Below are 26,780 nucleotides of genomic sequence, written 5' to 3' on the forward strand. Positions count from 1 at the left end.
CGGATGTACAGGCCGCCTTGGGCATCAGCCAAATCGAGCGATTGGACAAGTATGTGGATGCTCGGCAGACGCTCGCAAGACGGTATGACGATCTACTGGCAGAGCTGCCACTGCAGCTCCCATGGCAGCATCCTGATACGTATTCATCGTATCACCTTTATCCTGTGCGCGTGCGTTCTGCGCGGCAGGACGTATTTGGCCGCCTGCGGAAAGCGGGTATCGGGGTCAATGTCCACTATATTCCCGTGCATCTACAGCCCTACTACAAGCGGATGGGCTTTAAAGCAGGCGACTTCCCCGAAGCCGAGAAATATTATGCAGAGGCTATCACGTTGCCGCTTTATCCCGGCCTTGGAGTCGATGGGCAAGACATAGTGTTAGACAGCTTAAGAAAAGCGATCTTCGAATGAGACTCGCCATTATTCCGGCTCGAGGCGGAAGCAAGCGGATTCCCCGGAAAAATATCCGAACCTTCGCAGGAAAGCCGATCATTGCGTGGTCGATTGAAGCTGCGCAAAATAGCGGCTGTTTTGACAAGATCTTGGTGTCAACGGACGATCAGGAGATTGCAGATGTCGCGCGTGCTCACAATTGTGATGTTCCGTTCACTCGGCCTGCAGAACTCTCCGATGACCAAACAGGCACCACTCCGGTCGTAGCTCACGGGGTCGAATGGGCGCTCAAGAACAACATGCCTGCGACCGAAATTTGTTGCATCTATGCGACTGCGCCGTTTATCGAAGCCGCAGATCTTCGCCTTTGCCTAGACAGGCTGATTGAAGAAGGTTGCGATTACGTGTTTCCGGTGGCGCAATACGCGTTCCCCATACAACGTGCAGTCAAGATCACCTCGTCCGGCCGGGCCGCGATGTTTGATCCAACTCAGTTTGCAACCCGTTCCCAGGACCTTGAAGAAGCCTATCACGATGCAGGCCAGTTCTATTGGGGCCGACGCGACGCATGGCTTTCACGCAGGCCTATCTTCTCCGCGGATTCGGTTCCCGCCGTTATCCCCCGCTACCGCGTCCAGGATATTGATACAGAGGAGGATTGGCGATACGCAGAACTCATGTTTGAGGTTCTAGCCCGCCTTGTGGATCGTTCCTGACGGAAAAGTGAGACTTTAGATGCTAACCTACTGCATACGTTGCGTAATGCCTGACACCAAACCTGATCTCCACTTGGATTCGGAAGGCATATGCAATGCCTGCCGAAGCTACGAGCGGCGCAAGGAGGTGGATTGGAATGCGCGCCATCAGGACCTTCTGAAAGTCTTGGAAAAATACCGACGCACAGATGGCAGCAACTGGGATTGCATTGTTCCGGTGAGTGGCGGCAAGGATAGCACCTATCAGGTGATCCGAATCAAACAGCTAGGCCTCAATCCGCTTTGCGTAACATCAAGCACATGCGACCTGAGTGATATCGGGCGGAAGAACATCGAGAACCTCAAGCATCTCGGTGTTGACTGCGTTGAAGTTTCGCCCAACCCACTGGTGCGGGCCAAGCTGAACCGCATCGGGCTAACACAGGTCGGCGACATCGCCTGGCCTGAGCATGTCGGAATTTTCACGATCCCCGTTCGGGCCGCGGTTCAGTTTAACGTTCCGCTGATCATCTGGGGCGAGAATTCCCAGAATGAGTACGGCGGCCCTGCGGCCGATGCGGAGAACAATGTTCTCAATCGCCGGTGGCTTGAGGAGTTTGGCGGTTTGCTGGGCCTGCGTGTTTCGGACCTCGTCGGAATGGAGGGAATCGAAGCAAAGCATCTGATCAATTACACCTATCCCAGCGAAGAACAACTCGCCCGAACCGGCGTTACTGGTCTGTTTCTTGGTTATTACCTGCCGTGGGACGGGCTTTCTAACGCTTTGATCGCGCAGGCAAACGGGTTTACTAGTTACCATAAGACAGTTGAAGGTTCGATGGTTAACTACGAAAATTTGGACAACCATCAGCACGGCATCCACGACTACTTCAAGTTTCTAAAGTTCGGCTTTGGCCGAGCTACCGATCTGGCTTGTCTGCATATTCGCCGCGGTCGGCTTACACGTCAGGACGGCCTTGACGCCGTACGCCGGCTAGATGGACAATTCCCTTGGACGTATCTGGGCAAGTCGCTTGATGAAATTTTGCGACCGCTTGAAATGACGACGGATGAATTCATACGTCTCTGCGACAAGTTCACGAACAAGAAGATCTTCAAGCGCGATGCGAATGGCGCTCTTATCAAGGATCGGGATGGCACGCTGGCCAAACTGAACTACGACAATCCATGAAGGTAGGCGTCATCGACTATGGAGTGGGAAATCTGGGATCGGTGCTGCGATCTCTCGAAGAATTGCGCGCGGTTCCCGCCCTTATTGATTCCCCTGCCCTGATTCACCAAACCGACTGTCTCATCTTGCCTGGTGTTGGCAACTTCACCGAAGGAATGAAGCGGCTGAATGAGAGCCAATGGCCGGAAGCTCTTCATAAAAGCGTCGAGGCGGGTCGGCCTTTGTTCGGAATCTGCTTGGGCATGCAGTTGCTCGCGACCATGGGAACAGAGGGTGCCATCGATACTCCTTCGCAGCCGATGGCTGGGCTGGGCATGATAAAGGGCACCGTCAAGCGCTTGGATAAGCTTGGCTGCACCTTGCGCGTTCCGCACATGGGTTGGAACTCCATTCACATCAAAGACAGATCCTCTCCGTTGCTTGACGGCATTGTCGATGGAACTGATTTTTACTTCGTTCACAGCTATGCTTTCGTACCGGATTCCGATGACGAGCTCCTGGCAACGACCGACTATGGCGTGCCGGTAACTGCCGTTGTTGGCAAAGGTCACGTGTGGGGTGCCCAATTTCATCCTGAGAAGAGCTCGAGTGCGGGTCACAAAGTCCTGAAGAACTTCCTGGAGAGCGTAAAGTGCTGAAGGTCAGGGTCATTCCTACGCTTTTGTGGAAGCATTTTGGCTTGGTAAAAGGAAAAGGATTCGACAGCTGGCGCCGCGTCGGCCCGGTCCTGCCGGCAATCAAAGTTTACAATCAGCGCGAAGTGGATGAATTGATTCTGGTCGATATCGTGGCGCAAGAAACCGGCGATGAACCCGATTTTGAATCGATTAATGATTTCGGACAGGATTGCTTTGTACCGCTTACCGTTGGAGGGGGCATCAGGCAGATCGAATTTGTGCAGCGCCTCTTGCGATCCGGCGCCGACAAAATCAGCGTGAACTCTGCCGCCTACGAGAATCCTCAACTGCTAACGCAGATCGCACGGCGATATGGCGCTCAATGCGCCGTTGCAAGCGTTGACGTTCGAAAGGGTGATGGATCGAGCTGGCGATGCTTCAGCCACGCAGGCACACGAGACACAGGAAGGAACGTCGCAGAATGGGCTCGTGAACTCGAGGACCGTGGTGCGGGCGAATTGCTTATAACGTCGATCGAGAGAGATGGCACGATGACCGGCTATGACCTCGCTTTGATAGAAACTGTCGTCAATACCGTGAGCATTCCGGTTATCGCTTCGGGCGGCGCAGGAAGCTATCAAGATATGATCGACGCCGTAAATAAAGCAGGCGCCTCCGCGGTCGCGGCCGCAAGCATTTTTCATTTTACCGAGCAAACCCCCGCCGGTGCAAAAGCAGCCATGGCTGCGGCGGGCATACCGGTGCGACAATCTCTGGGGCTGGCAAGCTAAGATACACAATGAAGATCGCCATTCGTACCGATGCGTCTCTGGAAATCGGGACCGGTCATGTCATGCGCTGCCTGACATTGGCCGATCGGCTGCGGAAATCCGGGGCGGAGATTCGCTTTATTTGTCGTGAGTTAAGAGGAAACCTGATTGAGCAGATTCAGGCCCGCGGCTGTCGGGTGGACGTTCTATCTGCTGCTCCCGCTGGGGGACAATCCACTAAGCTTGGTGTACCCCATCACCAACCACTTCCAGATCATTTCGACTGGCTGGCAACAAGCCTAGAGGCTGATGCGGAGGAATGCCGCGAGCCAATTGCAGCCTTTCGCCCGAACTGGCTGATCGTGGACCATTACGCAGTCGACAGCCGTTGGGAACTTGCGATGCGGCCGTTTTGCGAACGGATCATGGTGATCGACGACCTGGCCGACCGTCGGCACGATTGCGACTTGCTACTGGATCAAAGCTTGGGCAGGCGTGCTGAAGATTACTTGGATTTGGTGCCAGAGCAATGTGAGCTGTTGTTGGGCCCGCGCTATGCGGTGCTGCGGGAGGAGTTCGCTCAGCTACGGCCATCAACTCTTGAACGGCGACTTGATACCCAGGTACAAAAACTGCTGATCGCGATGGGCGGCATCGACAAGGACAACGCCACTGGCAGAGTAATTTCAGCGCTTGAGACCTGTGCTTTGCCTGATGAGTTGAAGATAACGATTGTCATGGGTAGTCGCGCACCCTGGCTTCCCAGCGTTCGACAGGCTGCATCTCAACTAAAGTGGCAGACCGACATTCTGGTAGACACCGACGAAATGGCTGCGTTGATGAGCGGAAGCGATCTAGCGATCGGGGCAGCGGGAGCAACGTCCTGGGAGCGATGCTGTCTAGGCCTGCCGTCGGTTATTGTCGTGTTGGCCCAAAATCAGGAGTTCATCGCCCGCGGTTTGCAGCAAGCCGGCGCTGCCATAATGATTGATAGCGCAAGCGAGTTGGATGAGCTGCTTGCTCCGGCAATCAATCCTCTGATAGCCGACCCCGCCCGGCGCCTCAAGATGATTGCTGCTTGCACCGAAATCACGGATGGCAACGGCATTTCTACCGTGTTGAATATGCTGAAGCATTGAGATGGTACGTTCCGAACCTCATATGCGTCCAATGACGGAAGAAGACCTCGAAACGGTGCTGCAGTGGCGCAACAGCGCGCAGGTTCGCCAAGTCATGTACACGAGCCACGAGATAAGCCTCGATGAGCATCGGGCATGGTTTGCCCGAAAACAGGCCGATCCAAGTTGGCATTTATTGATTTTCGAGGACCAATCTCAGCCGTCGGGATATGTCAGCCTGTATGAGACAACGCTAGGGAAGGTTGCCGAGTGGGGCTTCTATGTGGCGCCGGGCATGCAAAAGGGAACCGGAACTCGCCTCGGTTTGGCGGCATTGGACTATGCATTTTTTGATCTGAGATTAGAGACTGTCCGGGGAGAAGCGTTGGCTTTTAACGAGGTTTCAATCCGCTTTCACGAAAAGATGGGCTTCCGGCGCGAAGACGAACTAAAGGAACGACAGGTGGACGATCAGGCCCACCGTGAAATCGTATGCTTTAGCATAAGCGCCGCGGAGTGGCGCGACGCAAGGAAAAGGGTGTGAAATGACCAAAGAACCGTCCATAACGATCGCGGGACGTCGCATTGCACGTGATACCGCACCCTATTTGATCGCGGAGTTATCGGCCAATCATAATGGCAAGCTGGAAACCGCGCTCGCCATCGTTGAAGAAGCCAAAAAGGCCGGCGCCGACGCGGTCAAACTCCAGACCTACACGGCAGATACCATTACACTGAAAGCCGATACCGAAGAATTTCAGATTCGTGGCGGCTTATGGGACGGCAAGAGTCTCTATCAGCTCTACGAAGAAGCACATATGCCGTGGGAATGGCACAGACCGCTCTTCGAACGCGCCAGAAATCTCGGCATTACCATCTTCAGCTCCCCTTTTGACAAAACCGCGGTGGATCTCCTCGAAGATCTGAATGCGCCTGCATACAAGATTGCTTCGTTTGAAGCAGTGGATCTCGGTCTTATCAAGTATGTCGCGGGCACCGGAAAGCCGATGATCATTTCCACTGGCATGGCAGACGGTGACGAAATTGCAGAAGCGGTCGCCGCGGCTCACGATGGCGGTTGCCGCGAGGTTGCCATTTTACATTGCGTAAGTGGCTATCCGGCCCCGCCGGAAGACTACAATCTGCTGACAATTCCTGACAAAATGAGGCGCTACGGCCTAGTTACCGGGTTGTCGGACCACACGCTCGACAACACCACAGCCATAGCGAGCATTGCCCTCGGTGCTCGAATAGTCGAAAAACACTTCACGCTCGACCGCAATGGCGGCGGGCCCGACGACAGCTTCTCCCTCGAACCGAAGGAGATGAAGGACCTTGCTGATGGGATCAAGGTGGCCTGGAACGCATTGGGCGGCATCGACTACGGCCGAAAATCCAGCGAGCAGGGCAACGTCAAGTTTCGGCGGTCCTTGTATTTCATCACAGACATGAAGGTCGGCGACATCGTCACTGAAGACAGTATAAGAAGCGTCCGTCCCGGCTTTGGGCTGCCTCCTAAATTCTATGAGCAGATTATAGGCCTGCCGCTCGTCAAGGACGCATCTGCAGCCACCCCTGTGACAGAAGCGCATTTTGCCCATTTAGCGCGAGGGTAGACGGATTATAACCGGCCTGCCGCTACGAAGTCAGAACCTGCCATCACGGAAGTAACGGACCCATGCACTGATGTGGGAAAGGGTATTGGTAAGGAGCTGCGGGCTTTTCCTGCCACCGGACGACGCTTTTGAGTGTTCAGACCCAATCGTTGACGTTATCGCCGAGATCATGCGTCGGTGATCGCGCGTAGATTGCTCGAATACGGAGGGATCAAGCTTTGCAAACGTTCTTAGCCATTCCTCGTCAACTCGGTAGGGCGTCCAGAAGACCTCGGACAATTCATCTACCGATACGGCTTGGGTAAGGCCCGATCGAACATAGCCGTAGTAATCCGCCTGAATTGGATCCATTTCAAAGCATTGATATACGGGAACGCCGCTATGCAATATTTCGGTGACCACAGATGAATTTCCCACAAGCGCAACGTGGGTATCCTCAGGAGCCGCCGCTGTCCGAATGGCTCCATCGAGAGCGGCCATGTCGTCAGCTGACAGCTTTGAGTTCGGGTGTAATTTTAGATAAACTTTTCCGACTGCTGGGTTACCCTTGAGCCGCTTAATAATATCGGCGAGTACAAGCACTTGAGCCAGAGTACTCGGATATATCACGACCCCCACGCCGGCGCCGAACTGCATTTGCAGCCGCTCCCGCGCAAATGGCTGCCGGTAGCGCGATAGGATAAAAACATCACCCGGAACTGGGCCAATTTCTTGATAAATATTGAGAGAAACCTCGTTTCGAAGAAGGCTGTATTCAAAATCCAGATCAGGAAATGCGGTCGTGACCTCCGCGTGCTGAATATACATTCGAGGCACGCCCGCGCCCTTCATCAGCATCGAAATAGCAATCTGCGTCGGATAGTGATCATTGGCGACCACCATTAGCCGGGGCCAGATTGCCCCAGGAGCATTGAAAGCCAGAAGATAACGCAGGAACTCTCTGGTATAGGTGACTTGTTGCTGAACAATAGCTGCAGTTATGCTTGTTCTCTCGTTATAGAATTGCTCCACGTCACGCATGAGAAGAGCCGCAGCAGCGACTCTCGCCTCGTTCCTCGGGCTTACAATAAACTGAGAGTAGTGGAACAAATTTTCTTGGAGTATTTTCAGACCAATGTCGGCACATTGCTGCTCTAAGAAAGCGAATTCGCGCAAATTATTCTTTGTAACGCCATAGCACAGCGCGCCAGAATATCGTGGCTTTATCGTGCGAAGAGAATCAGAAAGAAGCGATCTGCGATTTTCAGCGATAGCGAGAACACGCTTCTCAGCAATATCGAGGGACGTACTGTCGAAGGATCCCGCCCCTTTGATTGCTTTTCCTGCAATTAAATTGTTGGCGTAGTCGGCACTGCCATCAAGAATCTTGGTGAAGCGTGCGAAGCCGTCGCGGTGATAGCGAATTAAGCGGAGCAATTCGGACACTTGTTCCTCGCCAACATCAGTACTGCGATTACACCTCGACCAGCCCTGAGCGCTTCACCTGCCGGATCGTCAGCATGGTGCGGACTGTGTCCACATGCTCGTTCGCCGTCAGCACCTCGATGACGAAATCCTGGAAGCGGGTCAGGTTTTCGGCGACGCAGTGGAGCAGGAAGTCGCTGTCGCCGGAGACCATCCATGCCTGGCGCACGAGCGGCCAGTTCGAGGTGGCGGCGGCAAAGGCTTTGAGATTAGCTTCCGATTGATGCTTGAGGCCGACCATACAGAAGGCGACGAGGTCAAAGCCGAGCTTCGAGCTGTTCAGCATCGCATGGTAGCCCTCGATCACGCCGGCTTCCTCGAGCTTCCGCACACGGCGAAGGCAGGGCGGCGCCGAGATGCCGACGCGGTCGGCGAGCTCGACATTGGTCATGCGGCCGTCGGTCTGGAGCTCTCTCAGGATCTTTATATCGATGACGTCGAGTTCGGCGCGAACCACGCAGTATGCCTTTCTTTAATTCCTGCCGGCCAGCTTCTATATAAAGCGGCGGAATACGCAAGAATGTTTCGCCTACATGACGGAATCTTGCACAAGAGCATGCAATGCCTTGTTGGTAATGCACGGCTGCCCTTGAATAAAAGCACTGGACGTTCATAAATGACCAGGGATCGCGAAATGGCCTTATTCGCTCAGTAGCCGCCGCGTCCTGTCAGTCGAAAGGAAATCTCATGCCCCCCCGCCATACCAAGGTGCTCATCATCGGTTCCGGCCCTGCCGGCTATACGGCTGCCGTCTACGCCGCGCGCGCGATGCTGAAGCCGGTGCTGATTGCCGGGCTGGAGCAAGGCGGGCAGCTGATGATCACGACGGATGTCGAGAACTATCCGGGCTTTGCCGATCCGATCCAGGGTCCGTGGCTGATGGACCAGATGCTGCAGCAGGCCAAGCATGTCGGCGCCGAGATCGTCAACGACCTCGTCACCGAAGTCGAGCTGAACCAGCGGCCCTTCGTGGCACGCACCGACAGCGGCCAGGTGTGGACCGCCGATACGCTGATCATCGCGACGGGTGCCAAGGCGAAATGGCTGGGCATAGAGAGCGAGCAGCACTTCCAAGGCTTCGGCGTTTCGGCCTGCGCGACCTGCGACGGCTTCTTCTACCGCAACAAGGACGTGATCGTGGTCGGCGGCGGCAACAGCGCTGTCGAGGAAGCGCTTTATCTCTCCAACATCGCGAAGTCGGTGACCGTCGTGCATCGCCGCGACGGCTTCCGTGCCGAGAAGATCCTGCAGGAACGCCTGTTCTCGAAGGAAAACATCAAGGTTCTCTGGAATACCGAGGTCGCTGAAATCACCGGCACACCGGCTAAGCCGCCGATGCCACCATCCGTTTCCGGCGCCAAGCTGCGCGATACCCGCACCGGCGCCATCAGCGAAGTCGCCGTCGACGGTGTCTTCGTGGCGATCGGTCATGCGCCGGCGACGGAACTTTTCAAGGGCAAGCTCAAGCTCAAGGACAACGGCTATCTCTGGACCGCTCCGGATTCGACGGCAACCAACGTGGAGGGGGTCTATGCCGCGGGCGACGTGACGGACGATACCTTCCGGCAGGCCGTGACTGCAGCCGGCTTGGGCTGCATGGCCGCTCTGGAAGCCGAACGATATCTGACGGGCCACATGCCCGTCGCCGTGGCTGCGGAGTGACACAGGCTATGCGGGGTGGGGGGATGCCATTGGATTGGGACAAGCTGCGTATCTTTCACGCAGCTGCAGAGGCCGGATCGTTCACGCATGCGGCCGATAAACTGCATCTGTCCCAATCCGCCATCAGCCGTCAGGTCAGTGCACTGGAGCAGGACGTCGGCACCAAGCTTTTCCATCGGCATGCCCGCGGGCTGATTCTCACAGAACAGGGCGAGCTGCTCTATCGCACGGCCCACGACGTGCTCCTGAAGCTCGAAACGGTGAAGATGCAGCTCACCGAGACGACGGAAACGCCGTCGGGCAAGCTCAGGGTCACGACGACCGTCGGGCTTGGCCAGGGCTGGCTCACCGACAAGATCCAGGAGTTCATGCAACTCTATCCGGACGTGCAGATCCAGCTCATCCTCGACAACGAGGAACTGGACGTGAACATGCGCCATGCGGACTGTGCGATTCGCCTTCGCCAGCCGCAGCAGTCCGACCTCATCCAGCGCAAGCTCTTCACCGTACACATGCACGTCTATGCCGCGCCTTCCTACATCAACCGGCATGGCGAACCGCAGACGGTCGAGGATCTGGACAACCACCGGATCATCACCTTCGGCGAACCGGCACCCAGCTACCTGCTTGACGTCAACTGGCTGGAGGTTGCCGGACGCTCCTCGGACAACAAGCGAATTCCGCATCTGCAGATCAACAGCCAGACGTCGATCAAGCGCGCCTGCCTGCTCGGCATCGGCGTCGCATGCATGCCGGATTACATCGTCGGTCGCGACCCGGGCCTGATTCAGCTTCCGATCAATGCGGATGTGCCCTCGTTCGATACCTATTTCTGCTATCCGGACGAGATCAAGAACGCCGCGAAACTCAAGGCTTTCCGGGATTTCATCGTCAGCAAGGCGAGAAACTGGAGCTTCTGACAGAGACTATGCGCGCAGCGCATGACTGGCATGCACAAAAGAGGGTTGCCGTCTGCTCATTTAAACACCATATCGCACATAGCTGATGCAGACGGTGGCTTTTCCTCCCAGTTCCACCGCATTAGCTGTTCCCCTCTGGAGGTTTTTGACCTTCATACCTATAAGGGCCCCGATCTTTCGGCGGCCCTCTTTTTTTGCCTATATTTCGCTGCGTTGCAGCATATTTTGTGCAGCGCATAGCAGGCATGCACAAAAATGCATTGAAAGCTGCCCAATAAACCACCATATCGCATGTAGCTGATGCACTTTGGTGGCTTCTCTCCCAGTGCCACCGCATTAGCTGTTCCCCTCTGGAGGTTTTTGACCTTCACACCTTAAAGGGCCCCGATTTTTCGGCGGCCCTCTTTTTTTGCTTAAAATTTAATCACAGCGTCAAATCATTCCAGCTCACACCCTCGTGACTTGCATATCGAAAATCGCCGATCCATATATCGATAAATTTCGATTTATAGATCGGCCCCAGGCGATGGACAAAGACGAGATCCTCAAGGCGCTTTCGCATCCGGCGCGGATGGAAATTCTGAATTGGCTGAAGAACCCAGAGAAGCATTTTGCGTCGCAGGAGCATCCTCTTGAGATGGGCGTCTGCGCCAGCCAGTTCGAACGCTGTGGCCTGTCGCAGTCGACCGTCTCCTCGCATCTCGGCGTCTTGCATCGCGCCGGCCTCGTCACCACCCGCCGTGTCGGCCAGTGGATATTCTACAAGCGAAACGAAGAAACCATTGCCGCTTTCCTGAAGCAGCTCTCCCAGGATCTTTAATCATGCCCCTCGCCCTTCTTGTTCTCGCCTTGAGCTCTTTTGCGATAGGCACGACGGAATTCGTCATTATGGGCCTGCTGCCGGAAGTGGCCGCAGATCTCTCCGTCACCATTCCGCAGGCTGGGTGGCTCGTCACCGGCTATGCGCTGGCTGTTGCGATCGGCGCGCCGGTCATGGCGGTCTTTACGGCCAAGCTGAAGCGCCGCACCGCGCTGATTGCGCTCATGGCCTTCTTCATCGCCGGCAACCTGCTCTGCGCCATTGCGCCGAATTACCAGGTTCTCATGATTGCCCGCGTCGTCACCGCGCTTTGCCATGGGGCTTTCTTCGGCATCGGTTCCGTCGTCGCGGCAGGCCTGGTAAGCGAAGATCGCAAGGCCCGCGCCGTCGCGCTGATGTTCACCGGCCTGACGCTCGCAAACGTCCTCGGCGTGCCGCTCGGCACGGCGATCGGCCAGGCCTACGGCTGGCGCTCGACATTCGCCGTCGTCACCGTCATCGGCATCGTTACCATACTCGGCCTGATTGCCATTCTTCCGAAAGACAAGGAGGAGGCTCAAAGCAGCCTCGTTGCTGAAATCTCGGCGCTGCGCAACGGTCGCCTCTGGCTCGCGCTGTCGACGACGGTCTTCTTTTCGGCCTCGATGTTTGCGCTCTTCACCTATATCGCGCCGCTGCTGAGAGACGTCACCGGCCTCTCTCCCGAAGGCGTCACCTGGACGCTGTTCCTGATCGGTGTCGGCCTGACCGTCGGCAATCTAGTCGGCGGCAAGCTCGCCGACTGGAACCTCGGAACGACGCTTGCGGGTGTTTTCGCCCTCATCGCGCTCACATCAATCGCCTTCAGCTATACGAGCCGCTTCTTCGTTCCGGCTGAAATCACGCTGCTCGTCTGGGCGATCGCCACCTTCGCGGCAGTCCCTGCCCTGCAGGTCGGCGTCGTCGGCTTCGGCAAGGATGCGCCGAACCTCGTCTCGACCATCAATATCGGCGCCTTCAACACCGGCAACGCACTCGGTGCCTGGGCCGGCGGCATGGTTCTCGAGACCGGCTTCGAAATGACCCGCGTTCCGCTTGCGGCTGCCTTGATGGCCCTGATCGGCCTTGGCGCGACCGCGCTCACCTATCTCTCTGCCAGGGGTAGAACAGCCCCCGCCCCCGCAGAGTGACCTCCCGCAAAAGCAAGAAAGGACTTTCATGACCAAGCTTTTCGAACCCACGCAGGTTGGCGACATTGCCGTCAAAAACCGGATCGTCATGGCACCGCTGACGCGTAACCGCTCGCCGGGCGCGGTCCCGAACGACCTGAACGTCGAATATTACCGCCAGCGCACAACGGCCGGCCTCATCATCACCGAGGCAACGGCGATCACGCATCAGGCTCAGGGTTATGCAGACGTTCCCGGCCTCTATAAGAAAGAAGCACTCGACGGCTGGAAGCGCGTGACGGACGCCGTTCACGCCGCGGGCGGCAAGATCGTCGTGCAGATGTGGCACGTCGGCCGCATCTCGCACACCACGCTGCAGCCGAACGACGGCAAGCCGGTCTCCTCGACCAATCGCGTCGCCAAGGCCAAGACTTATCTCGTCAATGCCGATGGCACCGGCACGTTTGTCGACACTTCCGAGCCGCGTGCCCTCCAAACCTCGGAAATCCCGGGCATCGTCGAGGATTATCGCAAGGCGGCGCGCGCCGCGATTGACGCCGGCTTCGATGGTGTCGAAATCCATGGCGCAAACGGCTACCTGCTCGACCAGTTCATGCGCGATGGCGTCAACGACCGCAGCGACCAGTATGGCGGCTCGATCGAAAACCGCGCCCGCTTCACCTTCGAAGTGGTTGACGCGGTGACCAAGGAGATCGGTGCCGGCCGTACCGCAATCCGCATCTCACCGGTCACGCCTGCGGGCGAAAGCTACGATTCCAACCCGCAGGCGCTGTTCACCCACGTGGTCGAAGGCCTGGCAAAATACGACCTCGCCTACATCCATGTCGTCGAAGGCCAGACCGGCGGCGAGCGCGACTTCAAGCAGGGCGCAAACCCCGCCTTCGACTATAAGGCGCTGTGCCAGGCCTATGAGAAGGCCGGCGGCAAGGCGAACTGGATGGTCAACAACGGCTACGACCGCGGCATGGCGATCGACGCCGTCGAGAGCGGCCGCGCCGACCTCGTCGCCTTCGGCAAGCCGTTCATCGCCAATCCGGATCTGGTGGAACGCCTGGAGAAGAACCTGCCGCTGAACACGCCGGAACAGGCCACCTTCTACGGCGGCGGGCCAAAGGGTTACATCGATTATCCGCTGGTCGAAAAGGCCGCCTGACATTCGGGCACGATACGAAATCCCGCCGAAAGGCGGGATTTCTTTTTCGGCCGATACCCGTAGGATGCGGCCATGTTCGAATCCTATCTCGGCCGCTGGTCGCTGACGCCGGACGGCGAGCCGATCATCACCCATTCAAGCCGCCTCCTGCCCGTGCTTTGGAACGGCAAGCCAGCAATGCTTAAACTGTCCCGCGACGGGGCCGAAAGAGCCGGCGGCGCGCTGATGCACTGGTGGGACGGCGACGGTGCGGCCAAGGTCTATGCCCATGATGAAGAGGCGGTCCTGCTTGAGCGGGCGACCGGTGGCCGTTCCCTGCTGAAGATGGCGATGGATGGCGAAGACGATGAAGCAAGCCGCATCATCTGCCACACCGTCGAAAGGCTGCATGCGCCGCGCAAGAAGCCCCTGCCGGACCTCATTCCGCTCCGCCGCTGGTTCCGGGAACTGGAGCCTGCCGCGAAAGCCTATGGCGGCACGCTTGCCGAATGCAGCGTGATTGCCGAGGAATTGCTTTCAGATCCGCGTGATCCGGTCGTCCTGCATGGTGATATTCACCACAGCAACATCCTTGACTTCGAAGAGGACGGATGGCTTGCGATCGACCCGAAGGGCCTTTTCGGCGAACGCGGCTTTGACTATGCCAACATCTTCGCCAACGAAGACCTTCCGGCAATCAGCGCGCCGGGCCGGCTGCAGCGTCAACTGCAGATCGTCTGCGCCGAAACCGCCATGGAACCAAGACGCCTGCTGAAATGGATCGCCGCCTATTCCGGGCTGTCGGCGGCCTGGTTCCTGGGCGACGATATGTCCACCCGGGCCGAAAGCCCCCTCGCCGTGGCTCGCATCGCACTCGCGGAATTGCAGCAAGCCTAGCGCGTTCCTTCGATTTGCGCGGATAACGCTTTCGCCGGCTTGCCCCGCAGCTCGGGCAGACAGCCGAGCGAGATCAGTGACGTGCGAACCGCTTCATCGATCGGCGTCTGCGGCTCGTAGCCGAGTTCGGCGACCAAGCGGTCGTTGGCCATGCGCAGCGGTTCCCTCCACAGATAGCGCATCTCATTCACCTCCCGCATGAGGCGAACGAAGGGCGCTGCCAGCGGCACGATCCACCAGGGAAAGGCACTCACCTTGACGGTGCCGCCCACGACGCGCCGCACCGCTTCGACCATCTGCTTGCCGTCGTGATCCCAGAAGCCGTCCATGTGGTAGGCGGCAAAGCGCGGCAGGCGATCGGCACGCTCGACGAGTTGCGCCATCGTCTCGGCCACGTCCGGCAGATAGGCCCACTGGTGTCCGACGCCATGCGGCGAAGGATTCTTGATGGCTGTCACGGGCTTTCCGGGCGTGACTATCTGCGAGAACCAACTGTTCGTGGTCGCGCCGGGCCCGAAGTAATCGCCCGCGCGAACGATGATCACACCCACTCCTTGTTCGGAAGCCGCTTTCAGCCGTCGCTCCATCTCGACGCGGATCGCGCCTTTCTTGGTGAGCGGATGCTGCGGGCTGTTCTCCCGCAGAACCGGAAAGGCGTCCGGGCCAAAATTGTAAACCGTACCCGGCAGGAGGATACGCGCACCCGCCGTACGGGCAGCCGCGATGGTATTGTCGATCATCGGCAGAACGAGCTTTTCCCAATCGCGATAACCCGGCGGGTTGACCGCATGCACGATGAGGTCCACGCCTTGCGCCGCACCTGCAACGTCGACGGCGTTCATCGCATCGCCCTGCACCCATTCGAAGCTGCGACGCGCCTTCACGGCGCTGGCGGTATTTCGATTGAGCGCTCTCACATGCCAGCCGCGGGCGGCGAGCTTGTCCGCAACGGAGCCGCCGATCCCGCCGGTGGCACCAAGCATCAGCACTGTCTTCCTTGCATCGTTCTGTTCGGACATTCGTGATCTCCATCTGCTGTTGCAAGAGATCTATCCGGACAGCCACCTAAACAAAATTGACGAAATTTGTGCACCTGATATACGGAAATTTATGAACGACGAGCCAAGCTGGGATTTCTACCGGACGTTCCTGACCGTGCTGCGGCTCGGATCGCTTTCGGCCGCCGCGCGCGAACTGGGTCTGACGCAGCCGACCATCGGCCGTCATATCGATGCTCTGGAGCAAGCCATCGACGCGCAGCTTTTCACCCGTTCGCCGAACGGCCTGTTGCCGACCGATGCGGCCATCACCCTTGAACCCTATGCGAAGACGATGGCTGCCGCGTCGAGCGCACTGCTGCGTGCGGCATCGGACCAGCGCGACACGGTGGCAGGCACGGTTCGCATCAGCGCCAGCGAAGTCGTTGCCGTCGAGGTTCTACCGCTGATCCTCGCCTCTCTGCAGGAGAAGTATCCCGACCTCGAGATAGAGCTTTCCGCTTCGGATGCCATTGAGGACCTGCTGAACCGCGAAGCCGACATCGCCGTGCGGATGGCAGAGCCCACACAGGATGCTCTGGTCGTCCGACATATCGGCGACATACCGCTCGCGTGCTACGCCCATCGGCGCTATCTGGAACGCTATGGCACGCCGCACAGCTTTGACGATCTGAAAACTCACCGCCTGATCGGCTTCGACCGTCAAACCGCCTATGTCCGGACGCTGATGAAGCGTTTTCCGATCGCTGAAAGCATCGAATTTTCCTTCCGGGCGGACAGCAATCTGGCGCAACTCGCCGCCCTTCGCGCCGGCATCGGCATCGGCCTCTGCCAGACAGGGCTCGCTGACCAACATCCAGATCTGATCCGCATCTTGCCCAGCGTTCTTGACATGCATCTCGGCGCATGGGTCGCCATGCACGAGAATCTGAAGACGTCGCCGCGATGCCGGGTCGCCTTCGACGCACTTGTCGGGGGGCTGCAGGCGTATCTGAAGAGAACTATCGGCAATAAGCCGCCGCTATGAAGCAGGCCACTACACCGGAATGCGGTCGCAGCACCTTAGGCGAGATCGCGGAGCGGAGGCTTTGAGATATTGCAGCTCAGGCGCCGGGAGAAGCATCGGCGGAACTGCCACCCTTCCACCTGCTATCGACGACTTCAGTCTCCGGACGATCGCCGCCTTCGGCATATTCCTCGTGCCACTTGCCTTTGTCGTCCTGCCAGCTGATCTCGGCGGAATCGCCGCCGACCTGCTGTTCGGCCGCGACGATGCGGGCCGCCTCCAGCGCTTCGGCATGCGATGGGAATGCTTCGGAATAGACCTCTCCCAGCCGGTAAGCCCAGCCACCGTCGTGGGGAACGACCTCGTAAACCACCTTAATCATGCGCCTCTCCTTTTTTGCCTAACGGTCCTTATCAAGGAACAGCCAGATGCGTCCGGACTGCATCCGGTGCCATCGCGGCGGCAAGGCGAGAAACTGGGCGCGCCGCGATTATTCCGGCTGACCAATGCAGTCAGTATTCCATTAAACGCCCCAGACTGCAAATTAGCCCCGAAGCATATTCGCTTGATCCGGAAAATCATCGACTTAGATCTTGCACTGGATCATAGCAGGAGCCGGAACCTTGAGGATTGCATCACGCCTTCAAGACGAGAAGTTCCTGCTTGCGGGGCTTGCCGTCGCTTTCGCTGCATACCCACTCGAGCACGTGATCACGGAGATGGGCCGCGGCATCACACTAGTCGCCGCGGCGGCTCTGGTCGGCATGATCGTGCTTGCCTCGATGCGCGTTGCCCATCACGCCGAAATCCTCGCCATGAAGGTTGGGGATCCCTACGGCACGATGATCCTCACGCTGTCGGCCGTGGCCGTCGAAGTGATCATCCTCGCCATCATGATGAGCGGCGAGGGTTCGCCGACGCTCGTGCGCGACACGATCTATTCGGCCCTGATGCTCGATATCAACGGCATCCTCGGCCTCGCGGCACTGCTCGGGGGCCTGAAGCATGGGGAGCAGCCCTATAACGATAATTCCGGGAAAACCTACGGCGTCATGATCCTGACCGCCATGGGCATTTCCATGATCGTTCCGGAATTCGTACCAGCCGGCAAGTGGCACTATTATTCTGCCTTCACGATCTTCGCCATGATCGCGCTGTACGGCCTCTTCCTGCGCATGCAGGTCGGCCAGCACAGCTATTTCTTCAGCTACAGCTACCCGCGTGCGGACCGAAGAAAGGAGAATCCCGATGAATACCATGCGGAGGAGACCACCTCCGTATCGATTGCCGCCATCCTGGCCGGCGTCATCATCATCGGGGCGCTCGCCGAATTCATGTCGGCCTTCATGACGGAGGGGCTGCGGGATACCGGTGCCCCGGTCGCCATCACCGCCATTGTCGTTGCTGCGATTTCAGCCGCCCCGGAAATCCTGACGGCGTTGCGGGCGGCCCTGCGAAACCGCATACAGGCAACCGTCAACATCGCCATGGGCGCTTCACTATCGACCGTCATCCTGACAGTGCCGGTGATGGAATCGATTGCGCTTTATACCGGCCAACCCTTCATCATGGCGATGACGCCCGTGCAGACCGTCATGGTGATGATCACCCTCATCGCGGCGGCCATCAACCTCAACGACGGCGAAACCAACGCCATCGAAGGCATGACCCATTTCATTCTGTTCGCGACATTCCTGATGTTGTCGGCGCTAGGGCTTTGAAGCTGGAGCCGGGGCAAAAGCAGATCAAAATTTCAACGCCAGCGGGTGGTCCGTCAGCGCCCGGTCGATCGTCACAAGCTGCAGGCCTTCGACCTGGCATTGGGCGAGCAGAAGGCGGTCGAAAGGGTCGCGGGTGTCAGGCTCCGGCTCGGCCGCGGTTATGACGTGGCTGACATCAATCCCGAGGAGCGCCAATCCTATTTCCTGAAGTGATTGCGCCATATCTTCGAGGGGCATTCCGGGATCGAGCTTGCCCAGCCTTGCCTTGATCGCCGTTTCCCATAGACTCGCAACACTGACAAAGCCGACTGTTTTTGGATCGCTTAATAGGGCTGCGACATCGGGAAACCGCTGCCCGACATCCTTCCGCAGGATCGCAAGGACAATGTGCGTGTCGAGCAGCAGCCTCATGGCTCAGGCAGAGGCCTGAGGAGAAAATCCTCCGGTAGAGGATCATCGAAATCATCAGCTATGAAGGGCACGGGATTGGTAATGCCCCTTGACCGGAGGTAAGCTTGGCCAGCCTCCAAATTCAAACCACCGCGCGGCTTGTGCGGGACGAGATCGAAGACTGGGCGGCCGTTGCGCGTCACGACGATCGTCTCACCGTCCTCGACCTCACGGGCGAGTTCGGTCAGCCTGTTCTTGGCATCGCGGATGGACACGGTCTTCATGCTGCAAATGTAGCCACTTGTGGCCACATTGTCAATTCCGGCAGCAAAAAGCCCGCCGTTTCCGGCGGGCTTCGATCGATGCCGGCTCTGCTGCCGTTATTTACTTGCAGGCGCCGCAGAAGCGCTGGATGCGGCGGCAGGCTTCTTCCAGGAGGTCTTCCGAGGTCGCGTAGGAAATGCGGAAGTTCGGACCGAGGCCGAAGGCCGAGCCGTGGACGACGGCGACGCCCTCGGATTCAAGGAGTTCGGTGACGAAATCCTCGTCGGTCTCGATGACCTTGCCGGACGGCGCGGTCTTGCCGATGAGGCCCTTGCACGACGGATAGACGTAGAAGGCGCCTTCCGGAACAGGGCAGGAAATGCCCTTGGCCTGGTTCAGCATGGAGACGACGAGATCGCGGCGGCCTTCGAAGATCTTCTTGTTCGCCGGAATGAAGTCCTGTGGCCCGTTCAAGGCCTCGACGGCGGCCCATTGCGCGATCGAGGTCGTGCCCGAGGTCTGCTGGCCCTGGATCATGTCCATCGCCTTGATCAACTGCAGCGGGCCGGCGCCGTAGCCGATGCGCCAGCCGGTCATGGCATAGGCCTTGGAGACGCCGTTCATCGTCAGCGTACGGTCGTAGAGGCTGGGCTCGACCTCCACCGGTGTCGCGAACTTGAAGTCACCATAGGTCAGGTGCTCGTACATATCGTCGGTCAGCACCCAGACATGCGGATGCTTGACGAGCACGTCGGTCAGCGCCTTCAGCTCGTCGTGCGTATAGGCAGCGCCCGACGGGTTGGATGGCGAGTTGAACATGAACCACTTGGTCTTCGGCGTGATCGCCTTTTCGAGGTCGGCCGGCTGGAGCTTGAAGTTGTTCTCCTGCGTCGTCGCAACGAAAACCGGCGTGCCGCCACAAAGGGCGACGATCTCAGGATAGGATACCCAGTAAGGCGTCGGGATAACCACTTCGTCGCCGGCATTCAGCGTCGCCATGAAGGCGTTGAAGAGAATGTGCTTGCCGCCGGTGCCGACAATCGTCTGCTCCCAGGTATAGTCGAGATTGTTCTCACGCTTGAACTTCGCGGCGATCGCCTTGCGCAGTTCCGGGATGCCGGAGATCGGCGTGTACTTGGTTTCGCCGCGGCGAATCGCGTCGATCGCCGCTTCCTTGATATTGTCGGGCGTGTCGAAATCCGGTTCGCCGGCGCCGAGCCCGATGACATCGCGCCCTTTGGCTTTCAGCTCGCGCGCTTTCTGAGCGACGGCGATGGTGGCTGAAGGCTTCACACGGGAAAGAGCATCGGCAAGAAAGGCCATGATAGCGGTCCTATACGGTTGAAAGGGGCAGAAGGCCGGGACAGGATTTCTGCGCTAAGCTCTATGTCCAATGAATGAGGGCATTTCAAGCGCAAAGGCGTAATGGGGCCAATGATTCTTATTGATCAATTGACGCATCCTGCAGCCATCGCTTGCTCCATCTTGCACTTGACTTGAACCAAGCTCTCAGGACATCCGTATTTACTGCTTTGGAATCATGGCCTTCGCCCGTTTCATCTCTGCCCTGAATAAGCCGCAACAAATGACGGGGCGTGCCGCAATTTGGTCGCGAGCCCGCCGGGATCGAAGCCTCATCTTCGGCCATTCGAAAATCGGTTTATTGAGAGTATGCCAATGTTTATGGGCGATGAGTTGGCGACGGCGCGGCTTCGCGACGCTCGCATTTCAATTTCTTTCCTGATTGCGATCACGAGCTTTGCCGCCCTGGTGGTCATCATTGTCGGACTGCTTTCCACGGCCCGGGCTGCCGAGGAGACACCGCAACCGCAGACGATCGAGCAGCTAACGAATTCCAGCGCCGCGCCAGTAGCCGCCCCGCTGGTCAGCAGCAGCGCCGCTCCAGCGACGCGGCCGCACATGGCGAAAGAAGCCGACGAGCAGATCATGAGCGGCCTGACAATGCTGCTACTTGCGCTGACGGGTGCAAGCGCACTTGCGATATGGCGCAGACGGGTCAAGGGTCTAGTGACAGCGAGGGCAAGGTAATGCCGCCAAGGCCTCGCGGCGAAAGCCGGAATGAAGAAGGCGACGAGTTCGAACCGCTGCCGACCTACCTGGAATTGGCCATGGCAATGGCTGCGGCGACGGCCTACGACACGCCGGAACCACCCCGGAAAGGTTCCTTTTTCGCAACACTTTCGACAGTCGAGAGAATGATTGCCGTCGGGATCGCCGGGCTTGCCTTTTGTGGCATCGCGCTCGTGGCCAACGGTTTCTACATCAAGGGAAAGGCAGAACTCTCGCAAATGCTGTTGCAGCGCGCCTTTACTGCCGAGCTGCACGGCGAGAATGCGAAGCCATGGCCCTGGGCGGACTTCACTACCGTCGCGGAAGTCAGATCGCCGCGCCTCGGCGAGAAGACGATCGTGCTATCAGGCGCTTCCGGAGAGGCTTCCGCCTTCGGCCCTGCCTGGCTCGGTGACACGCCACAGCTTGGCGAGGAAGGCACCTCCGTGATCGCCGGCTCGAGCGGCACGCATTTGCGCTGGCTGAAGAATGTGAAGCCCGGCGACGACATCGTGATCACCCGCCGTGACGGCACGATGCTGACCTTCAAGGCCGATGAAAGCCGGAAAGTGCGATGCGATGAAATCGCCACGGATGCCACACCCGGTGACCGGCGTCTGCTGCTGACCACGTGCCCGCCTTCCGCTACGGCAGAGTCGGTGCGCTATGCCGTTGAGGCGGAACTGGTGGACACCACATCAACCGGTAGCACTCCACCGCAAAACACAAAGCCGTTATCCGCGCCTCAATAAGGTTGAAGCACCCTCCCGTTGCTCCACGTTGAAAACGAATGGAAGCGAGGGGGAACGACATGACTATCTCCAGGACATTGGCGGCATCGCTGATCAGCGGCGCTGCTTTCCTCCCACCCGCCTTCGCCTCGGCGGCGGACAGGGTCGAGACCAAGGAGTTTGCAGTCAGCGTCGAAAATCTCGCGGAGGGCCTCGAGCATCCCTGGGCTGTCGAAGTCATGCCGGACGGCGCCTATCTGGTGACGGAGCGGCCCGGGCATATGCGGATCGTCAAGGACGGCAAGCTTTCGCAGCCGATCGCCGGCGTGCCGAAGGTCAGCGCCCGCGGCCAGGGCGGCTTGCTGGACGTGGCCCTTGCTCCGGACTTCGCGACGAGCCGTACACTCTATTTCACGGCGTCGATCGGCGATCAAAGCGGCACGGGCACCGCAGCGTTCAGCGCCACGCTTGCCGCCGACGGCATGAAGCTTGAGAACGTGAAGCGTATTTTCACGATGGCGCAGCTAACCAACAGCGGCATGCATTATGGTTCACGCATCGCGATCGCCCCGGACGGCAGCCTCTTCATCAGCGTCGGCGATCGTGGCAGTCGCGATCGCTCACAGAACTGGAAGGACAATGCAGGTTCGATCGTGCATCTCAATCCAGATGGCAGTATCCCTGCAGATAACCCGTTCAGGACGGATGGAAAGGCGCTCCCGGCAATCTGGACGAAAGGCCACCGCAACCCGCAGGGCATCACGTTCGACAAGGCCTCAGGCAAGCTCTACACCGTCGAGCACGGCGCCCGCGGCGGCGATGAGATCAACCTGATCGAGCCGGGCAAGAACTATGGATGGCCGATCATCACCTATGGCCGTGACTATTCCGGCGCCGAGATCGGTGAAGGCACGGCCAAGGAAGGACTGGAGCAGCCGTTGCATTATTGGGATCCGTCCATTGCGCCCGGCGCCATCGCCGTCTATCGCGGCAAGATGTTTCCCGAATGGGATGGCGACTTTCTGGTCGCTGCCCTTAAATTTCAGTTGCTGTCCCGGATGCAGCGCGATGAGGGAGATGCCATCGCCACGGAAGAACGGATGTTTGAAAATGTCTACGGGCGCATCCGGGATATTGTCGTCGCGCCTGATGGTGCACTGTTGATGGTGACGGACGAGGACGACGGTGCGCTGCTGCGCGTCTCGCGCGCCGACGGCCAGGACGGCTAGCTGCCGCGCAAACAGCCGCTGTTGATTTCGTCGACATCCGAAACCGCCCTCCTTCGCCCTTGCCGTAGGGAAGTTCAGCTGATAACCGTCCACCGATACACCCTGCCCCACATCATCAAGGACTGACATGACGCGCCTCCAGGCGAACCTCCTTCTGTTGCTCGCTGCCGCCATCTGGGGCGGTGGCTTCGTCGCGCAATCGACGGCGATGAAGGCGATCGGCCCGTTCTGGTTCATCGGTTTGCGCTTTGCGGTCGCAACGGTCGCTATCTTGCCCTTCGTGCTCCTTGAAGCGCGCAAGGCCAGGATCAAGACGACAAGCCGTCATATGGGCCTCTATATTCTGATCGGACTAGCGCTTTTCGGCGGCGCCTCGACCCAGCAGATCGGCCTACAGACGACGACCGTGACAAATTCCAGCTTCATCACAGGGCTCTATGTCGTCTTCGTGCCGCTGATCGCGGTTGCCTTCCTGCGCCGCCCTCCCCACTGGATCATCTGGCCGGCGGCTGCCATGGCAGTGACCGGGATTTACATGCTTTCCGGCGGGCATCTTTCGGCACTCACACGGGGCGACGGCCTCACGGTCGTCTGCGCCGCCTTCTGGGCGATCCAGATAACGCTGGCTGGGACCACGGTTTCGCAGACGGGACGGCCGCTCGCACTTTCGGTGATGCAATTCGCAGTGACCGCGATCTGCGCGCTCGTCGTGGCGGTAATGGTCGAGCCGATCAGCATGGAAGCGATCATGGCCGCCGCGCCCGAAATTCTCTATGTCGGCATCTTCTCTTCCGGCGTCGCTTTCGTATTGCAGGTGATCGGCCAGCGCTACACGACACCATCGCAGGCGGCGATATTCCTGTCCTCCGAGGCTCTCTTCGGCTCAGCCCTCGGCGCGCTGCTTCTCGGAGAAACAATGCCTCCGCTCGGCTATGCAGGTTGTGCGCTGATGTTTACCGCTATGCTGGCAGTGGAAGTCGTGCCGGAACTTGGCAAGCGGCGCAGCGAGCCCGCCTGAAGCTCTTCCCACTCGCGGACTCGCGAGCAAATTGAAAAAAAATTCCATACTCTCGATAACGCGCTATCGTTGTACGTTTGGGAAAATGTGCTCACAATTTGTATCGCAGGCAATTTAAAACGGTGATCGCGCCTACACCCGGAGCGAAATTTTGCGTTTTGGCGCAAATAGGATAGCCGGGCGAAGTGTGTTTCCAGCAACAGGTTAAAAAACTTTTGCTTGCCAATTCCTTTTAATCGCAGCAATCTCACGGTGTTCGGGCATTTTGCGAGCGTGGGAAGTCCTTAAGAATGTGCGCGCCGGAGACGCTAATATTCCGGTCAGCCAGTCTCGCCAAGGTGGGGAATAATCCCGTCATGAGACAGGTCGAGGTAGAGGGGACCTTTTTCTCGAAAGTCAAGAATTGCCTGCCGACGTTCCGCAAGGAACATAGTTGATGCTGCCCGTGTGGATGGCGGGCAGAGAGAAAAGGACCTGACGCATGGCCGAGACTGGCACTGTTAAATTCTTCAATACGGACAAGGGATTCGGCTTCATCAAGCCGGATAAGGGCGGCGCCGACATCTTTGTTCACATTTCCGCCGTTCAGGCTTCCGGCCTCGCCGGCCTGACGGAAAACCAGAAGGTTAGCTTCGACACGGAGCCGGATCGCCGGGGCAAGGGCCCCAAAGCCGTCAATCTGCAGATTGACGGCTGACCCTCTTCAAGGCTGTCATTCGAGTTGAGGCCCGGCAGCAATGCCGGGTTTTGTCATTCAGCCTTCGTTCAGATGGCCGTCCCTATTTTGTCACCATCATTTGGCAGGAACCTCATCGGCTCCAACAGTAGGATATGACATGAACAGGCTCGCCAAGACACTTCTTTTGACGGCTACTGCCGCGGCCCTCACCTTCTCCGCGATCGGCGAAGCATCGGCCGGTGACCACTGGCACCACCACAACGATGGCAACGCAGCGCTCGTCGGCGGCGCCGTCGGCCTCGCAACCGGTTTGGTCGTCGGCTCGGCGATCGCCAGCCAGCCTCGCTATTATTACGATGAGCCGCGCTACATCGACCCGCCCTATGAGCCGGAATACGAAGCTGCTCCGGTCTATCGTGCGCCGCCGCGTTACTACGCTCCGGTTCGCGCGGGCCTCGAACCCTGGACCCCGCAATGGGCGCGCTACTGCTCTTACCGTTACCGCAGCTTCGACCCGAGCAGCGGCACCTTTATCGGCAATGACGGTCGCGAACACTTCTGCACTGCAGGCTGATTCCGCATCCTTTGAAAGGGTAAAGCGCCGCTCATCGAGCGGCGCTTTTGTTTTGTCCAAATGTCGAGATCAGAAGCTGGTCGAAATGCGGGCTTGGCGCCAATCGCGTCAGATACCACGCAAGAACGGGTTGCTCCGCCTCTCGTCGCCAATGCGGCTGCCAGGCCCATGTCCGCAGATGAAGCCTACGTCATCGCCGAGCGGCAGAACCTTGTCGCGAATTGAATCGAGAAGTTGCTGGTGATTGCCCCCCGGCAGATCAGTGCGGCCAATCGAACCGTTGAAGAGCACATCGCCGAGATGGGCGAAGTTCTGGGCGCGGTTGAAATAGATGACGTGGCCGGGCGCGTGGCCCGGCGTGTGATAAACCTCGAACTCGTGGGAGCCGAAGGAGATCCGGTCTCCGTCCTGTAACCAACGGTCCGGCACGACATTCTGGAGCCCGGCAATCCCGTATGTCTGCGCCTGCGTCTCGATCCGCTCGAGCAGCGGCAGGTCGTCCTGGTGAGGCCCAACGATATCGACGCCGAGCGCCTCCTTCAGCTCTTTTGCACCTCCGGCATGATCGAGATGCCCGTGCGTCAGCCAGATCTCCTTGATGACCAACCCGTTTTCCTCAAGCACCTTGAGAATGACCGGCACATCGCCGCCCGGATCGACAACAACCCCCTCCTTGGTGTCGGGGTCGAAAAGCACCGTGCAGTTCTGCTGGAAGGGAGTAACCGGAATGATACCGGCCTGGAGCATGCCCATGATATGCCTCGTTTGGTCTCTGCCTGCCTCGATATAGCGAGAAAGACCATCAAAGCCAGCCGCTTTTATGTTTCCCTCACGCTATGACGACATGCGGTAACAACAGTTCATCGCGGTTCAGGCACGCAACTGAGCCTGGGGTGACCGGTATTTTCGCTGTGAGTTCAATGCCTTCTTGGTTTTGGCTGAATCCTTCTTTCAACTCGCGGCTCCAAGCCTTGGAACCACGCGAGAGACGGTGCGTTGTCCGCTCAGCAATGGAAGGAGAAACCGAATGACCTTCACGAGAAACCTTTTCCTGGCAGGCGCCGTGCTCGTCGCGAGTGCGGGCTTGGCCCATGCGGAAATGACCGCGACGGCCGTCAGCGACCTCAATGTGCGTTCCGGACCTGGCCCGCAATATCCTTCTGTCGGCGTCGCAACGCGAGGATCGCCCGCGATCCTCGATGGCTGCATTCAGGGCAGCCGCTGGTGCCGTGTCGATGTAAACGGCATGCGCGGTTGGGTTTACGCCGAATATCTGCAGGTCGAGCACCAAGGCCGCCCCATGATCGTCGAGCAGAACCAGACTGTCCTCGGCGTCCCGGCCGTCACGTATGAGTCGACTGCAACCGTGATCCCTGCTGACCCGCAACCCGCACCGGGCGACGAACTGCTCGGTCCCGTTGGCGCCGTCGAAACGATAACGCCGCCGGACACCGTCCGCACCTACATTCAAACCGCACCCGGGCAGGCCGTCCGGCTGGGCGGCGATGTCGTCGTCGGTGCCGAGGTCCCGGCCAGCGTGACCTTCCAGGAAATTCCGGACTATCAGTACCGCTACGTGCGCATCAATGACCGTCCGGTTCTGGTCGATCCGGGCACCCGGCGTATTGTCTATGTC

Annotated in this window: 31 protein-coding genes; 23 read left to right on the forward strand and 8 right to left on the reverse strand. The window is 58.6% G+C overall.

Translation table 11 applies throughout. From position 1 onward, the window contains the following. The 8 genes from ACPYOI_RS23665 to pseI form a co-directional block, all read left to right on the forward strand. The coding region (locus ACPYOI_RS23665; RefSeq protein ID WP_481423431.1) for a DegT/DnrJ/EryC1/StrS family aminotransferase at positions 1-410 on the forward strand (410 nt) is incomplete at its 5' end. After that, positions 407-1,108: a pseudaminic acid cytidylyltransferase gene (gene pseF, locus ACPYOI_RS23670; protein WP_481418811.1), complete on the forward strand. Its 702-nt coding sequence runs from the start codon at positions 407-409 to the stop codon at positions 1,106-1,108. The genes ACPYOI_RS23665 and pseF, both read left to right, overlap by 4 nt. Before the next feature lie 19 nt (positions 1,109-1,127). Next, positions 1,128-2,279, forward strand: coding sequence for an N-acetyl sugar amidotransferase (locus ACPYOI_RS23675; protein WP_481418812.1), 1,152 nt, complete (start codon positions 1,128-1,130; stop codon positions 2,277-2,279). Further along, positions 2,276-2,917: an imidazole glycerol phosphate synthase subunit HisH gene (hisH, locus tag ACPYOI_RS23680; RefSeq protein ID WP_481418813.1), complete on the forward strand. Its 642-nt coding sequence runs from the start codon at positions 2,276-2,278 to the stop codon at positions 2,915-2,917. Before ACPYOI_RS23675 ends, hisH begins: the two co-directional genes overlap by 4 nt. Beyond that, positions 2,911-3,687 (forward strand): imidazole glycerol phosphate synthase subunit HisF, encoded by a 777-nt coding sequence (hisF, locus tag ACPYOI_RS23685; protein ID WP_481418814.1) that lies wholly within the window; start codon positions 2,911-2,913, stop codon positions 3,685-3,687. Before hisH ends, hisF begins: the two co-directional genes overlap by 7 nt. An 8-nt stretch (positions 3,688-3,695) precedes the next feature. After that, the gene (gene pseG / locus ACPYOI_RS23690; protein ID WP_481418815.1) at positions 3,696-4,805 is read left to right on the forward strand and encodes a UDP-2,4-diacetamido-2,4,6-trideoxy-beta-L-altropyranose hydrolase; all 1,110 of its coding nucleotides are present in this window, start codon (positions 3,696-3,698) and stop codon (positions 4,803-4,805) included. 1 nt (position 4,806) lies between these two features. Then, complete coding sequence (gene pseH, locus ACPYOI_RS23695; protein ID WP_481418816.1) at positions 4,807-5,328, forward strand: UDP-4-amino-4,6-dideoxy-N-acetyl-beta-L-altrosamine N-acetyltransferase; 522 nt, start codon at positions 4,807-4,809, stop codon at positions 5,326-5,328. A gap of 1 nt (position 5,329) precedes the next feature. Continuing rightward, positions 5,330-6,400 (forward strand): pseudaminic acid synthase, encoded by a 1,071-nt coding sequence (gene pseI / locus ACPYOI_RS23700; RefSeq protein WP_481418817.1) that lies wholly within the window; start codon positions 5,330-5,332, stop codon positions 6,398-6,400. A gap of 30 nt (positions 6,401-6,430) precedes the next feature. On the opposite strand, the gene ACPYOI_RS23705 is transcribed toward pseI, so the two are convergent. After that, the gene (locus ACPYOI_RS23705; RefSeq protein WP_481418818.1) at positions 6,431-7,825 is read right to left on the reverse strand and encodes a hypothetical protein; all 1,395 of its coding nucleotides are present in this window, start codon (positions 7,823-7,825) and stop codon (positions 6,431-6,433) included. A 28-nt stretch (positions 7,826-7,853) separates the two neighbouring features. Then, entirely contained in the window at positions 7,854-8,321 is a 468-nt protein-coding gene (locus tag ACPYOI_RS23710) for an Lrp/AsnC family transcriptional regulator (RefSeq protein WP_168830534.1), read from the reverse strand. A 230-nt stretch (positions 8,322-8,551) separates the two neighbouring features. Between ACPYOI_RS23710 and trxB the strand changes: the two genes are divergently transcribed. The 6 genes from trxB (at position 8,552) to ACPYOI_RS23740 (ending at position 14,464) form a co-directional block, all read left to right on the forward strand. Further along, positions 8,552-9,526 carry a thioredoxin-disulfide reductase gene (trxB, locus tag ACPYOI_RS23715; protein ID WP_481418819.1) on the forward strand — a complete coding sequence of 325 codons (975 nt, stop codon included), beginning with the start codon at positions 8,552-8,554 and terminating at the stop codon, positions 9,524-9,526. Positions 9,527-9,549: 23 nt separating this feature from the next. After that, positions 9,550-10,446, forward strand: coding sequence for a LysR family transcriptional regulator VtlR (locus ACPYOI_RS23720; protein ID WP_168830532.1), 897 nt, complete (start codon positions 9,550-9,552; stop codon positions 10,444-10,446). Positions 10,447-10,972: 526 nt separating this feature from the next. Then, positions 10,973-11,266, forward strand: a complete 294-nt coding sequence (locus ACPYOI_RS23725) for an ArsR/SmtB family transcription factor (protein ID WP_481418820.1) — start codon at positions 10,973-10,975, stop codon at positions 11,264-11,266. A gap of 2 nt (positions 11,267-11,268) precedes the next feature. Then, a complete protein-coding gene (locus ACPYOI_RS23730) occupies positions 11,269-12,435 on the forward strand; it encodes an MFS transporter (protein WP_481418821.1) in 1,167 nt (388 codons plus the stop codon). 28 nt (positions 12,436-12,463) lie between these two features. Then, positions 12,464-13,588 carry an alkene reductase gene (locus ACPYOI_RS23735; protein ID WP_481418822.1) on the forward strand — a complete coding sequence of 375 codons (1,125 nt, stop codon included), beginning with the start codon at positions 12,464-12,466 and terminating at the stop codon, positions 13,586-13,588. A gap of 72 nt (positions 13,589-13,660) precedes the next feature. Then, entirely contained in the window at positions 13,661-14,464 is an 804-nt protein-coding gene (locus ACPYOI_RS23740; RefSeq protein WP_481418823.1) for an aminoglycoside phosphotransferase family protein, read from the forward strand. Here the strand turns inward: ACPYOI_RS23740 and ACPYOI_RS23745 are convergent. Then, positions 14,461-15,483 (reverse strand): NAD-dependent epimerase/dehydratase family protein, encoded by a 1,023-nt coding sequence (locus ACPYOI_RS23745; protein ID WP_481418824.1) that lies wholly within the window; start codon positions 15,481-15,483, stop codon positions 14,461-14,463. The genes ACPYOI_RS23740 and ACPYOI_RS23745 overlap by 4 nt on opposite strands. Positions 15,484-15,574: 91 nt before the next feature. On the opposite strand from ACPYOI_RS23745, the gene ACPYOI_RS23750 reads away from it, so the two are divergent. After that, complete coding sequence (locus ACPYOI_RS23750) at positions 15,575-16,489, forward strand: LysR family transcriptional regulator (RefSeq protein WP_481423432.1); 915 nt, start codon at positions 15,575-15,577, stop codon at positions 16,487-16,489. Between the two features lie 76 nt (positions 16,490-16,565). On the opposite strand, the gene ACPYOI_RS23755 is transcribed toward ACPYOI_RS23750, so the two are convergent. After that, on the reverse strand, positions 16,566-16,850 hold the full coding sequence (locus ACPYOI_RS23755; RefSeq protein WP_168830526.1) for a DUF2188 domain-containing protein: 285 nt from the start codon (positions 16,848-16,850) through the stop codon (positions 16,566-16,568). Positions 16,851-17,091: 241 nt separating this feature from the next. Here ACPYOI_RS23755 and ACPYOI_RS23760 point away from each other — a divergent pair, with 241 nt between their 5' ends. Next, positions 17,092-18,189 carry a calcium:cation antiporter gene (locus ACPYOI_RS23760; RefSeq protein ID WP_168830525.1) on the forward strand — a complete coding sequence of 366 codons (1,098 nt, stop codon included), beginning with the start codon at positions 17,092-17,094 and terminating at the stop codon, positions 18,187-18,189. 24 nt (positions 18,190-18,213) lie between these two features. Here ACPYOI_RS23760 and ACPYOI_RS23765 read toward each other — a convergent pair whose 3' ends face one another. The 3 genes from ACPYOI_RS23765 to ACPYOI_RS23775 all read right to left on the reverse strand — a co-directional run bounded on the left by ACPYOI_RS23765 (position 18,214) and on the right by ACPYOI_RS23775 (position 20,166). Then, positions 18,214-18,600: a type II toxin-antitoxin system VapC family toxin gene (locus ACPYOI_RS23765; protein ID WP_168830524.1), complete on the reverse strand. Its 387-nt coding sequence runs from the start codon at positions 18,598-18,600 to the stop codon at positions 18,214-18,216. Then, positions 18,597-18,863 (reverse strand): type II toxin-antitoxin system Phd/YefM family antitoxin, encoded by a 267-nt coding sequence (locus ACPYOI_RS23770; RefSeq protein WP_481418830.1) that lies wholly within the window; start codon positions 18,861-18,863, stop codon positions 18,597-18,599. Before ACPYOI_RS23770 ends, ACPYOI_RS23765 begins: the two co-directional genes overlap by 4 nt. Positions 18,864-18,963: 100 nt before the next feature. Continuing rightward, the gene (locus ACPYOI_RS23775; RefSeq protein ID WP_481423433.1) at positions 18,964-20,166 is read right to left on the reverse strand and encodes a pyridoxal phosphate-dependent aminotransferase; all 1,203 of its coding nucleotides are present in this window, start codon (positions 20,164-20,166) and stop codon (positions 18,964-18,966) included. A 354-nt stretch (positions 20,167-20,520) separates the two neighbouring features. Between ACPYOI_RS23775 and ACPYOI_RS23780 the strand changes: the two genes are divergently transcribed. The 6 genes from ACPYOI_RS23780 (at position 20,521) to ACPYOI_RS23805 (ending at position 25,144) form a co-directional block, all read left to right on the forward strand. Continuing rightward, a complete protein-coding gene (locus ACPYOI_RS23780) occupies positions 20,521-20,892 on the forward strand; it encodes a hypothetical protein (RefSeq protein WP_481417703.1) in 372 nt (123 codons plus the stop codon). Further along, entirely contained in the window at positions 20,892-21,665 is a 774-nt protein-coding gene (locus tag ACPYOI_RS23785; protein WP_481417704.1) for a sortase domain-containing protein, read from the forward strand. The genes ACPYOI_RS23780 and ACPYOI_RS23785 overlap by 1 nt, the downstream gene beginning before the upstream one ends. A gap of 59 nt (positions 21,666-21,724) precedes the next feature. Further along, positions 21,725-22,873: a PQQ-dependent sugar dehydrogenase gene (locus tag ACPYOI_RS23790; RefSeq protein WP_481423434.1), complete on the forward strand. Its 1,149-nt coding sequence runs from the start codon at positions 21,725-21,727 to the stop codon at positions 22,871-22,873. Between the two features lie 127 nt (positions 22,874-23,000). Beyond that, positions 23,001-23,891: a DMT family transporter gene (locus ACPYOI_RS23795; protein ID WP_481417706.1), complete on the forward strand. Its 891-nt coding sequence runs from the start codon at positions 23,001-23,003 to the stop codon at positions 23,889-23,891. A gap of 481 nt (positions 23,892-24,372) precedes the next feature. Continuing rightward, positions 24,373-24,588, forward strand: coding sequence for a cold-shock protein (locus tag ACPYOI_RS23800; RefSeq protein ID WP_018897410.1), 216 nt, complete (start codon positions 24,373-24,375; stop codon positions 24,586-24,588). A gap of 139 nt (positions 24,589-24,727) precedes the next feature. Next, on the forward strand, positions 24,728-25,144 hold the full coding sequence (locus ACPYOI_RS23805; RefSeq protein ID WP_481423435.1) for a BA14K family protein: 417 nt from the start codon (positions 24,728-24,730) through the stop codon (positions 25,142-25,144). A 108-nt stretch (positions 25,145-25,252) separates the two neighbouring features. Here the strand turns inward: ACPYOI_RS23805 and ACPYOI_RS23810 are convergent, their stop codons facing one another. Further along, entirely contained in the window at positions 25,253-25,897 is a 645-nt protein-coding gene (locus ACPYOI_RS23810) for an MBL fold metallo-hydrolase (RefSeq protein WP_481417708.1), read from the reverse strand. Between the two features lie 274 nt (positions 25,898-26,171). On the opposite strand from ACPYOI_RS23810, the gene ACPYOI_RS23815 reads away from it, so the two are divergent. Beyond that, positions 26,172-26,780: DUF1236 domain-containing protein (locus ACPYOI_RS23815; RefSeq protein ID WP_481423436.1), on the forward strand; the 609-nt coding region annotated here is incomplete at its 3' end.

The sequence above is a fragment of the Rhizobium sp. SVR5-2C genome, from assembly GCF_056755115.1.